The sequence below is a fragment of the Streptomyces sp. NPDC127084 genome (assembly GCF_042724175.1).
Taxonomy (GTDB): Bacteria; Actinomycetota; Actinomycetes; order Streptomycetales; family Streptomycetaceae; genus Streptomyces.
Map to the genome: position 1 here is coordinate 1 of NZ_JBHXFA010000186.1, position 12,003 is coordinate 12,003.

General features: G+C 68.9%; 8 protein-coding genes. 6 read left to right on the plus strand and 2 right to left on the minus strand.

Annotation, left to right across the window (positions count from 1 at the left end; all coding sequences use genetic code 11):
* Positions 1-38: 38 nt before the first annotated feature.
* Entirely contained in the window at positions 39-392 is a 354-nt protein-coding gene (locus tag ACFWI9_RS29640; protein ID WP_387166912.1) for a DUF805 domain-containing protein, read from the minus strand.
* A 549-nt stretch (positions 393-941) separates the two neighbouring features.
* On the opposite strand from ACFWI9_RS29640, the gene ACFWI9_RS29645 reads away from it, so the two are divergent.
* The 5 genes from ACFWI9_RS29645 (at position 942) to sbnA (ending at position 9,464) form a co-directional block, all read left to right on the plus strand.
* On the plus strand, positions 942-3,539 hold the full coding sequence (locus tag ACFWI9_RS29645; RefSeq protein ID WP_387166915.1) for a Pls/PosA family non-ribosomal peptide synthetase: 2,598 nt from the start codon (positions 942-944) through the stop codon (positions 3,537-3,539).
* A 20-nt stretch (positions 3,540-3,559) separates the two neighbouring features.
* On the plus strand, positions 3,560-6,193 hold the full coding sequence (locus ACFWI9_RS29650) for an amino acid adenylation domain-containing protein (RefSeq protein ID WP_387166918.1): 2,634 nt from the start codon (positions 3,560-3,562) through the stop codon (positions 6,191-6,193).
* A 48-nt stretch (positions 6,194-6,241) separates the two neighbouring features.
* Complete coding sequence (locus tag ACFWI9_RS29655) at positions 6,242-7,243, plus strand: TauD/TfdA family dioxygenase (protein WP_387166921.1); 1,002 nt, start codon at positions 6,242-6,244, stop codon at positions 7,241-7,243.
* Positions 7,240-8,340, plus strand: coding sequence for a 2,3-diaminopropionate biosynthesis protein SbnB (gene sbnB / locus ACFWI9_RS29660; protein WP_387166924.1), 1,101 nt, complete (start codon positions 7,240-7,242; stop codon positions 8,338-8,340). Before ACFWI9_RS29655 ends, sbnB begins: the two co-directional genes overlap by 4 nt.
* Before the next feature lie 71 nt (positions 8,341-8,411).
* Positions 8,412-9,464: a 2,3-diaminopropionate biosynthesis protein SbnA gene (sbnA, locus tag ACFWI9_RS29665; RefSeq protein WP_387166927.1), complete on the plus strand. Its 1,053-nt coding sequence runs from the start codon at positions 8,412-8,414 to the stop codon at positions 9,462-9,464.
* Between the two features lie 13 nt (positions 9,465-9,477).
* On the opposite strand, the gene ACFWI9_RS29670 is transcribed toward sbnA, so the two are convergent.
* The gene (locus ACFWI9_RS29670; protein ID WP_387166930.1) at positions 9,478-10,701 is read right to left on the minus strand and encodes a cytochrome P450; all 1,224 of its coding nucleotides are present in this window, start codon (positions 10,699-10,701) and stop codon (positions 9,478-9,480) included.
* A 368-nt stretch (positions 10,702-11,069) separates the two neighbouring features.
* Between ACFWI9_RS29670 and ACFWI9_RS29675 the strand changes: the two genes are divergently transcribed.
* A complete protein-coding gene (locus tag ACFWI9_RS29675) occupies positions 11,070-11,921 on the plus strand; it encodes an NAD(P)H-binding protein (protein ID WP_387166933.1) in 852 nt (283 codons plus the stop codon).
* The last annotated feature ends 82 nt before the right edge of the window (positions 11,922-12,003 follow it).

The following is a 12,003-nucleotide window of genomic DNA, read 5'->3' on the forward strand; positions in this document are numbered from 1 at the left end:
GCCCTCCTGGGCTGACGGTCCACCTTGAAGGGCGGACCTCAGGCGGTCGCGAGCTTCGGGTTCTCGCCGTGCTCGTTCGCCTCCGGCTTGCCTTCACCGGCCAGGAAGACAAGCAGGATGATCGGGCCGACCAGCGGGATGATGCCGAGCAGCACGAACCAGCCCGAGCGGCCGGTGTCGTGGAGGCGGCGAACCGTCACGGCGAGGCTGGGGAGGAAGGTCAGGAGAACGTAGATCGGGCCGAGGATACCGAGGCCGAGAACGCCGTAGTCAAGGCCCGTCAGCACGAGCTGGATGATCACGTTGATGAGCGTGAACATCCAGAACTCCTGGCGGCGCGCGCGACCGCTGAACGCGGCGTACTTCTTGAGGACGTCGAGGTACCAGTGCATGGGACTTCCCAGGGAGTGAGCGGCAGAGCGCCGGCGTGAAAGAACGAGCCAGCGCGGAATGTAGATGGCCTGATGTGCACTGGTCAATAAGTTATCTGGATGCCACTGATCGGTAACCAAGATCAGTGATGTCTGTCATGGTTTGCCCCTTTGTGGGCATCAGGGCGGGCACCCGGGGGCGGGGGGTCGCGGGCCGTCACCGACGCTCCTGGCGGGCGGAGTGCCTGAATTTATGAATTCATCCGCATTTCGCCTGGGTGGCACAATGGAATAGCGGAGGCATCGAGAGTGGAATCCGATGCTTTGCCGCAGCGAGCATGAACACTCGAATGAGTGTTCAGTGCATCAACCCGTCACCGGCCACCCCTGCTAACCCGTTCGGCCGATTCCCGGTACGTGCGGCACGGGCTGCCGAACCCCCACCACTCCCGCCTCCTGGGCCCGACGGGGCCCTTCTCACCGGCCGCGGCCAGCGAGTTCGAGTGGCATCGCGACCAGGGGCGACGGAGACTGGTGGCAGGGTTTTGTGATTCAGAAAAGAGAGCTCGCATGGAGGAAAAATCTGTCGAGGTCTTGACGCCCGGGCCGGGTCAAATTGCCAAAAGCGCAGCAGATTCGGCCAATGGTACCGAGAAGCGTTTCGCAGAGGTGCTGGCCGAAGTCGTCAGCATCGAACGGGTGTCTGTCGACAGCCACTTCTTCGATGATCTGGGGGCCAATTCACTGGTGATGGCGCAATTCTGCGCCCGGGTCCGTAAGCAGGACGATCTGCCTTCGGTCTCGATGAAGGACATCTACAAGAACCCGACGATTCGCAGCCTGGCGGGCGCGCTCGCGGATGCGGTTCCGCCACCGCCTGCCGCCGGGGACCCGGTGCCGGCTGCCGGCACTGCGGTCGCGGTCGCGGATGTGGCGGACGCGGCTCCGGCCGACGCCTCCGAGACCGGCCCCGGCGCCGTACGGACCGCGAGGTCGTCGGCGTATGTGCTCTGCGGGACGGCGCAGTTCCTGATCTTCTTCGGCTACTGCTTCATCGTCGGTACGGTCACCGCCGCCGGCTACGAGTGGGTGTCCACGGCTTCCGGTGCACTGGACATCTATCTGCGTTCCATGGTGTTCGGCAGCGCCGGTCTCCTCGCGCTCTGCGTCTTCCCGATCGTGGCGAAGTGGCTGCTCATCGGGCGCTGGAAGCCGCGCGAGTTCCCGGTGTGGGGCCTGACGTATCTGCGCTTCTGGACCGTCAAGGTGCTGATCCATGCCAGTCCGATGATCTTCCTGGTCGGGAACCCGCTCTATGTGCTGTACCTACGGGCCCTCGGCGCGAAGATCGGCAAGCACGTCACGCTGCTCTCCCGCACGATCCCGGTGTGCACCGACCTGCTGACCATCGGTGACGGAACGGTGGTCCGCAAGGACGCGTTCCTCCTCTGCTACCGGGCGCACGCCGGGCGCATCCAGACCGGTGCGGTCACGCTCGGACGGGATGTCTTCATCGGTGAGAAGACCGTGCTGGACATCGACACGGCGATGGGCGACGGCGCTCAGCTGGGACACTCGTCCGCCCTCCAGAGGGGCGAGCACATCCCGGACGGGGAGCGCTGGCACGGCTCCCCGGCCGAGCGTACGGAGATCGACTACGTGCGGGTGACGCCCGCGAAGTGCGGGACGTTGCGGCGGGCCGGCTACGGTCTCGCGACACTGCTCCAGATGTTCCTCCTGTACGCGCCGCTGGCCATCGGCGGGGTGTACATCGCGGTCACGGAAATCCCCTCGCTGGGCAAACTGCTGGAGCCTGGGGCCGCGGCGATCGTGTCGCCGGTGATATACGTCGACGCCCTCGTCGTATCCCTGGTGCTGTTCGTGGGATTCCTCATCTTCGGCCTGGCAGGGATGCTCATCGTGCCCCGGCTGATGAATCTGGTCATCAAGCCGGACAAGGTGTATCCGCTCTACGGATTCCATTATTCGGTGCACCGGGCCATCGCCCGGGCGACCAACATCAGATTCTTCAAATGGCTGTTCGGTGACAGTTCCTACATCGTGTACTACCTCAAGGGGCTGGGATACGACCTGTCACGGGTCGAGCAGACCGGTTCGAACTTCGGCACCGAAGTGCAGCACGAGACTCCCTTTTTGACCACTGTCGGCAGCGGCACGATGATCGCGGACGGTCTTTCCGTCATGAACGCGGACTTCTCCGGTACTTCCTTCCGGGTTTCCCAGGCGACCATCGGCGCGCACAATTTCCTCGGCAACAACATCGCCTTCCCCTCCGGAGCCAGGACAGGTGAGAACTGCCTGCTGGCCACGAAGGTGATGGTGCCGCTGGACGGTGAGATCCGTGAGGGTGTGGGGCTGCTGGGGTCGCCGTGCTTCGAGATCCCTCGGTCGGTGGAGCGCGACTCGCGGTTCGACCACCTCAGGACCGGGGACGAACTGCACCGGCATCTGGGGGCGAAGAACCGCTACAACCTGCGCTCGATGGCCTTGATGCTCTTCGTCCGCTGGCTGCTGTCCTTCGCCGTCACGCTGATCGGTCTGACCACCCTCGACCGCTTCAGCGCGCTCGGGCAGGGGCTGATCGCCGTCTCCCTGGCGCTCGTGCTGGCGCTCACCATGCTCTACTTCGTCCTCGTCGAGCGCTGCATCGGCAGGTTCCGGCCGCTCAAGCCGCAGTTGTGCTCCATCTACGACCCGTACTTCTGGTGGCATGAGCGCCTGTGGAAGGTCCCCAGCGAGTACTTCAACGCCCTCAACGGCACCCCGTTCAAGAGCCTGGTCTGGCGGTTGCTCGGGGTGCGGATCGGCAAGCGCGTCTTCGACGACGGCGCCTTGGTGACGGAACGGACGCTCACCACCATCGGTGACGACTGCACGCTCAACGCGGCCAGCAAGATCCAGTGCCACTCCCAGGAGGACGGCACCTTCAAGTCCGACCACAGCGCCATCGGTTCCGGCTGCACGCTCGGTGTCGGATCCCATGTCCACTACGGCGTGTCGATGGGTGACGGTGCGGTGCTCGCCGCCGACTCCTTCCTCATGAAGGGCGAGGAAGTGCCCGCGTACGACCAGTGGGGCGGAAACCCGGCAGCCCAGTTGCGGAACGCCGAACCGCGGGACGCCCACAGCACCCGGCCCCGGTCTTGAGTCCCGACAAGAAAGGTCCGATGGGAATGCGCATGGAGACCGCCATCGACGCCCGTGACAGCGCCCGGGACTTCTGGCGCGGTGTGCTGGGCCCCGGCGGTTTCGCCGCCGTACCGCGCTGGACGTCGAACCCGGTGCCGGGTGTGGGCGAGCGGGAGGCCCTGCTCCCTGACGAGGTCGGGCAGGCCTTGCCCGGGCTGGCGGCCCAGCTCGCGGTACCGGTGGAGTCGGTGCTGCTGGCGGCGCATGCCAAGGTGCTGTCGGCCCTGTGCGGCGAGGACGACGTGCTGACCGGATACGTGGTCGCGGAGGGCGGGCCCACCGCTCCGTGCCGACTGGATCTGACGGTGGGGTCCTGGCGGGAGCTGGTGCTGGCGGCGGACCGGGCCGCGCGTGATGTACGGGCCCATCTGGGCTTCCCCTGGCTGGAGCTGGGAGGTGAGCTCGGGTTCTCCGGGGCGCCGTTCGAGGTGGTACTCGACCCGTACGGCGGGGAATCCGCACCGGACGAGGATACGGGTTCGGTGCTGTGCGTCGGTGTCATACGCCGGGGCGGGCAGTGGGCGGTACGAGTGCGCTACCGCACCGACGTCCTGGACGATGGCGCGGGCGAACGGATCGCCGGGTACCACGTCACCGCGCTGGGGCTGCTGTGCGCGGACATCGACGCCGGGCACACCGGCGAGGGGCTGGTGGGGGCACAGGAGCTGCGCTGCCAGCTGGAGGAGCTGGCCGGTCCCGAGCGGGTGCTGCCGCAGGCACGCGCGCACGAGTTGTTCGAGCAGCGGGTACGCGCCCATCCGGACGCGGTCGCCGCCGTGCTCGGTCAGGACTCGTGGACGTACGGGGAGTTGAACGGACGGGCGAACCGGCTGGCCCGCGCGCTGCTTGCGTCCGGTCTGCGGCCGGAGCAGCCGGTGGCGGTGGTCACCGAACGCAGCCTGGACTGGATGGCCGCGGTCTGGGCCGTGTTCAAGGCCGGCGGGGTCTACCTGCCCATCGAGCCCCACTTCCCGCCCGAGCGGATCCGCAGCGTCCTCACCCGTGCGAACTGCGCGCTGGTGCTGACCGAACCCGGCAGCACCGACCAGTTGGAGGAAGCGCTCAGCCACCTGCCGGACGTACGCCGGCTGCTGATCGATGACGCCGTGAACACCCAGCGGGACGCCGGCGACCTCGATGTGGCGGTGGGGCCCCACCAGCTCGCGTACATCTACTTCACCTCCGGCTCCACCGGTGAGCCCAAGGGCGCGATGTGCGAGCACTCCGGCATGCTCAACCACCTCCACGCCAAGATCGACGATCTCGGCATCGGTGCGGGCGCGGTGGTCGCCCAGACCGCACCCCAGTGCTTCGACATCTCGCTGTGGCAGCTCATCGCCGCCCAGCTGGTCGGCGGACGCACCGTGCTGGTGGACCAGGACACCATCCTCGACGTGCCGCGCTTCATCGACACGATCGACCGGCACCAGGTCGACGTCGCACAGCTCGTGCCCTCGTACCTGGAAGCGGTCCTCACCCACCTCGAACGCCACCCTCGGCCGCTGCCCCATCTGCGGTACGTGTCCGTGACCGGGGAGGCCCTCAAGCGTGAACTGGCGGCCCGCTGGTTCGCCAACCAGCCCTCGATCGCCCTGCTCAACGCCTACGGGCTGACCGAGACCAGCGACGACACCAACCACCAGCTCATGCGCGCCACCCCCGACCGCATCCTGCTGGGGCCGCCGGTTCCGAACGTGCGGATCTACGTCGCCGACGAGCACCTCCACCCCGTGCCCCTCGGCGCCCCCGGCGAGATCGTGTTCTCCGGAGTCTGCGTCGGCCGCGGATACATCAACGACCCCGAACGCACTCGCGCCGCCTTCGGCACCGACCCCTACCGCCCCGGCGCGCGTCTCTACCGCAGCGGCGACCGCGGACGCTGGCACCCGAACGGGGCGCTCGAGTTCCTCGGCCGGCGCGACACCCAGGTCAAGATCCGCGGCTTCCGCATCGAGATCGGCGAGATCGAGAACACCCTGCTCACTCTTCCCGGTATCCGCGACGCGGCCGTGATCGTCAGCGACCACCCCGCCACCGGCCCCCATCTGACCGCCTACTACACCCGCCACACGGCTGTCGGCCGGAGCGAGGAGCAGAGCGACGAGCGGAACGAACTCGCCACTTCCCTCGCCGCCCGTCTGCCCGCGTACATGGTCCCGACCGTCTACCACCACCGCACCGAGCTCCCCCTCACCCCCAACGGCAAGGTCGACAAGAAGGCCCTCGCCCGTGAAGGCACCCCGGCTCCTGCCCCGGCGCCCGCGCCGCACACCGCGACGAGCAGCGCTCCCAGCACCCCCACCGAGCAGCGCGTCGCCCTCGCGTACGCCGCCATCCTCGGTCTGGCCGCCGACCGGATCAGCCGCGACGACCACTTCTTCGACTGCGGCGGCACCTCGCTCTCCGCCGTCAAACTCGCGATCGCCCTCGACCGCGCCATCACTCTCAAGGACATCACCGCCCACCCTGTCCTCGCCGACCTCGCCGACCTCATCGACACCAGGCCCGGTGCGGCGCACGAGCTGCCCGACGGCGGGCAGCGCGTGCTGCGTACCCGACCCACCGAGGCGGCCGAGACCGTACTGACCACCGCCGACCGGCCGACCTCCTGAAGCCCTGAAACGAACGATCCGACCGACCCGACCGAAAGGAAACGCGCGATGTCGTCCTCACCCCCCGCACCGCTGCTGGAGGCGGAGGTGCCCGCGGGCAAGCCCCCGATGCTGCGGGTCGCCAACCCCGGCGACGCCACCGCCTGGGCTGCCGGGCACCGTGACGCGCTGCTGGCGACCGTCGCAGAGCACGGGGCTCTGCTCGTCCGCGGTCTGGGCATCAGCGACACCACGCAGGCGGCCGGGGTGTTCCACGCCCTCGCCCCCGAGCTGATGGACAACAAGGAGGCGTTCGCGGCGCGCGAGGAGTACGGCCAGGGCGTCTACTCGTCCGCGACCTGGCCGCCCAACCAGCCGATGTGTATGCACCATGAGCTGAGCTACACCCTCAGCGTGCCCTCCCTGCTGATGTTCGCCTGCCTCAAGGCCCCCGCCGACGGCGGTGCGACCGGTGTCGCCGACGCCGCCGAGGTCTGCCGGGCGCTGCCCGCCGAGCTGGTCGACCGGTTCGAGCGGCAGGGCTGGCTGCTGGACCGCTGCTACAACGACGAGATCGGCGCGTCGGCGGCGGAGGCGTTCGGCACGGACGACCGCACGGCCATCGAGGACTACTGTCGCGCCAACGCGATCGAGTACACCTGGCACGCCGACGGCAGCCTGCGCACCCGGCAGCACCGCCCGGCCGTCATCAGCCATCCCGCCGCCGACCGCCGCTGCTGGTTCAACCAGATCGCGTTCCTGAGCGAATTCACCCTCGCCCCCGAGGTGCGCGAGTACCTCATCGACGTGTACGGCGCCGACGCCCTGCCTTTCACCACCCGCTACGGCAACGGCGACCCGCTCGATCAGGACACCATCAACCTGATCAACGGCGTCTACGACGCCCACACCCGCCGTGAGCCCTGGCAGGACGGCGACCTGATGCTCGTCGACAACCTGCGCACCGCGCACAGCAGGGAACCCTACGAAGGCGACCGCACCGTCCTGGTCGCCATGGCCCAGCCCCATCCCACCACCAGCCCCCAGGGGAACGGGGGAAACAGGCGATGACCACGGACACGAACACCAACACGGACACGAGCCCGGAGACCGGCCGGGCGGCGTCCACGGGCACGGGCCCGGGCACAGGCGTGCCGCCGTTCTCGGTGATCTCCGGCGCCCAGGTCCAGCAGGTCCTGCACGGCCACGAAAAGCACATCGTGGACCTGGTCGAGGCCACGTACCTGCTCCACGGCGCCGGGCAGACCGTCAACCCGCCCTCGTACTTCCTGCGCTTCCCCGACCGCCCCAGCTCCCGCATCATCGCGCTGCCCGCGTCGATCAGCGGACCTGACGGCGTCGACGGCCTGAAGTGGATCTCCAGCTTCCCCCACAACGTGGAGACCGGGATCCCCCGAGCCTCAGCCGTGCTCATCCTCAACGACCATGAGACCGGCTATCCCTTCGCCTGCCTGGAAAGCTCCATCATCAGCGCCACCCGCACCGCCGCGTCGGCGGCGCTGGCCGCCGATCACCTCACCCGGCACACCACCCGGCCCACCCGGGTCGGCTTCTTCGGCACCGGACTGATCGCGCGCTATATCCACACCTTCCTGAGCGCCACCGGCTGGAGCTTCGACGAGATCGGCATCCACGACCTGTCCCCCGACAGCGCTGCCGGTTTCCGCCGCTACCTCGAAGAGCACAACACCCCGGGCCGTATCACGGTCCACGACAGCGCGGAGGAGCTGATCCGCGCCGCAGACCTCGTCGTCTTCGCCACCATCGCGAGTCGGCCCCATGTCAGCGACGCCGCCTGGTTCAGCCACCACCCGCTCGTGCTGCATATCTCGCTGCGCGACCTCGCCCCCGAGATCCTGCTCGACGCCACCAACGTCGTCGATGACGTCGAGCACTGCCTGAAGGCCGACACCTCACCCCACCTGGTCGAACAGCTCACCGGCGACCGCGGCTTCCTCAGCGGCACCCTGGAGGACGTGATCAGCGGGCGGGTGAGCGTCCCCACCGACCGGACCGTGGTGTTCTCGCCCTTCGGGCTCGGGGTGCTCGACCTCGCGGTCGGCAAGTACGTCTACGACGAAACCGCCCGCGCCGGAGAGCTCCACACCATCCAGGACTTCTTCCATGAACGACGCAGACACGGATAGGAGCGAACCCGTGATCCGCCCACGGCCGGCTGGGCATCCGCACGGCCCTGCTTCCTGAGGAGGAGGCCCTCGTGCCAGTCATATCCGATCCCTACGCCTTCAATGAGGAAGATCTCTATGTCGACCTCAAGTCGGTCTTCGGACGCGGGCATGCCCTCTTCCTGAAGTGCGAGGGGTTCAACTTCGCCGGCTCGATCAAGCTGAAGGCGGCCGTGGAGATGGTGGAGGCCGCGGAACGGGACGGCACCCTGCGCCCGGATTCCATCCTGGTCGAGTCGTCGTCCGGCAACCTGGGTGTCGCACTGAGCATGATCGCGGCGAGCAAGGGCTATCAGTTCCTGTGCGTCACCGACTCCCGCTGCAACCTGTCCACCAGGCTGATGATGGAAGCCCTGGGCAGCCAGGTGCATGTCATCGCGGGCCAGGAGGCGAACGGCGGCTTCCTCGGCGCCCGGCTCGACTACGTCCGCGCGCTGTGCGCGTCCGACTCCCGGTACGTATGGCTCAGCCAGTACACCAATCCGAGCAACTGGATGGCCCACTACCGCACGACCGCCCCCGAGATCGCCAGGAGCTTCCCGCAACTCGACGTGCTGTTCATCGGGGCCGGCACCACCGGGACCCTGATGGGCTGCGCGCGCTTCTTCCGGGAGTGGCACCGTCCGGTGCGGATCATCGCGCTGGACAGCGTGGGCTCGGTGGCCTTCGGCGGCCCGCCCGGGCGCCGTATGATCCCCGGCCTCGGCATGAGCATGCGTCCCCCGCTGCTCGACGAGTCGTACGTGGACGAGGTGATCCGCGTCGAGGAGGTGGACACCATCCGGGCCTGCCACCGGCTGGCGCGGCACGGGTTCCTCTTCGGTGGCTCCACCGGCACGGTGGTGAGCGGGGCGATGGGATGGCTCGACCGGCACGAGAGGCCGGGGCTCACCGCGGTGGCGATCGCTCCGGACCTCGGCGAGCGCTATCTCGACACCGTCTACCAGGCCAACTGGCTGGAGGACCTGTACGGCGACGAGCTGTTCAACGCACCCGCCGAGCCTGAGCCGGCGGCCAAGCCCGAACAGGAGCGCGCACCCGAGCCTGAGCCGGAAACCGCCGACGACCCGTCCGGTGGGGTGTGAGCCCGGCCTCCCCTCAGCGAGGGGCGCCGCCGTGCAGCAGGACCGGCAAGGCCACCAGGCGGTGGTTCACATCGCCCCGCTGCCAGGCGAGTTCGTCCTCGGGCACCGCCAACCGCGCGTCGGGGTAGCGGCGGGTCAGCTCCTCGACGGCCACGGCGATCTCGATCCGAGCGAGCGGTCCGCCGAGACAGCGGTGTATGCCATGGCCGAACGAGAGGTGCGGGTTGTGTGACCGGGTGAAGTCCAGCCGGTCCGGGTCGGCGAAGACGGACTCGTCCCGGTTGGCAGACGCGAAGGCGAGGAAGACGGCGTCTCCGGCCGGGATGGTGACCCCGCCGACGGTGATGTCCTCGGTGGCGATACGGGGCAGGCCCGAGGTGTCGTCGCCGAGCAGGTTGACTCCGCGCAGCAGCTCCTCGACGGCCGCGGGTATCTCCTCGGGGTGCTCCCCCAGCCGCTGCCAGACGTCGCGGTGGCGGGCCAGGAGGGTGAGCACCGAATTGGCGAGCTGGCTCGCGGACGAGTCGCCGCCCGCGCCGAGCAGGGTGTATCCCAGCCCGATCAGTTCCTCGGTGCTCAGCCGGTCGTCACCGAGCCGGGCCGCGATCAGGGCGGAGAGCACATCGTCGCCGGGGGCCTGTTCCTTGCCCTCCACCAGACCGGCCATATAGGCGCCGAGCTGCTCCCGGGCCGCGACCGCCTCGTCCTGTGCGCCGCCCACATCGGCGAACTGGCGTATCCAGCCGTGGAACACCGTCCTGTCCTGCTCGGGAACGCCCAGCAGTTCGCAGATCACGGACAGGGCAAGCGGCCCGGTGAAGTCGCCGAGCAGATCCACCGGCCCTTCGGCCGCATCCTTCTCGACCCGGGCGAGCAACTCGTCCACGAGCTGCCGCACTCTCGGCCTCATGTCCTCGATCCGCTCCGGCGAGAACGCCTGGACGGCGAGCGACCGCAGCCGGGTGTGGTCGGGCGGGTCCAGCGAGATGATCATTCCCGGGGGCGCCTGGAACAGCCCTTCGAACTGCGGCGCGGACGGCTCATAGGTCGCCGCCCGGCTGAAGCGCGGGTCTTCCAGGGCGGTGCGGATGTCCTCATGACGCGTGATCAGCCAGGCGGGCGTGCCGTTGGCGGTGGTCACCCGGACCACGGGCTGCTCGGCGCGCAGCCGGCTGAAGAGCGGGTCAGGGCCGCGATGGCTCGACCCCGGGAACGGGAACAGCGGCAGTTCTGCCATGGCGGGCTCTCCTAGGGCCTTTCACCGGCGCGGCGGATATCGCCGAGGACCTTAGGCATGAGGACTGGAGCAGCGATGGAGGAAGGAACGGCATAGGCGGGGAGCCCAGCGGCGGGAGCAGCGGCCCATGGCCGGAAAGGGCCGGTAGCGGAATGGCCACGCTTGGCCGGAAAGCAGCTCAGATGATCCGCTCGCCCCACCAAAAGCGCAGCCAATCGGGGACATCCGGCAGTATCCGAGTCGCCTTCGACCGGCTCCCGAGATCTAACCGGAACGGTGATTCAAGTGGTCTAGGCCGACATGGCCGCCGACCGCCTGCCCCTCTCACGGGCCCACTGAAAGCACGTCACCGACCACGGGAGATTCTCGTGACCATTCTTGTCACTGGAGCGCGCGGCAACATCGGCAGCCAGGTCGTCGCGCGGCTACACGCCAACGGACAGCCCCTGCGCGCCTCCAGCCGCAGATCCGGTGACCTCGGCCTCCCGCCAGGCGTGGAGACCGTCACGCTCGATCTCCGGGAACCGAGCACCTTCCGGGCGGCGCTGGACGGCGTCTGCCAGGTGTTCCTGTACGCGGAGCCGGACGGAGTCGCGGACTTCCTGAAGGCCGCGGACGAGGCGGGCGTACGCAAGGTCGTGGTGCTGTCGTCGAACACCGTGCTGCTTCCCGGTGCGGACGAGGACCCACTGGCCCGGCACCACCGGGTGGTCGAGGACGCCGTCCTCGCCTCGGGGCTGCCTCATGTGCTGCTGCGACCGGGCGCGTTCGCCAGCAACGCGCTGGGCTGGAGCGCCGACATCCGGGAGGGCCGGGCGGTCCAGCAGCCATTCGCCGGCTCCCAGGTGGCGCCGGTGCACGACTCCGACGTGGCGGATGTGGCCGTGGCGGCGCTCGCCGAGGGTTCCGCGGTGCCCGAGGCCGTCCCGCTCTCCGGGCCGCAGTCGCTGAGCTTCCGCGCCGAGGTCCGGGTCATCGCCGACCTGCTGGGGCGGGAGATCCACGTACGCGACCTGGACCGCGCCGAGGCGGCGGAGACGATGGGCCGGTTCGTACCACCGCCGGTGCTCGCCTCGCTGCTCGACCAGTGGGAGGCGGGGCTCGCACAGCCCGCTGACACGTACGCCACCTGCGAGCCCTGGACGGGCGCGCCCGCGCGCACCTTCCGGCAGTGGGTGCAGGAAAATCTGGACGCCTTCGGCGGCACGCCGGTCCGGTAGGCCGAGCCCGCCGCGGTCGCGGGCAACCGGCCCCGTGAGCCCGCACCGCACCAGGCGCCGGACGGCCGGCCCGGGTCACCGT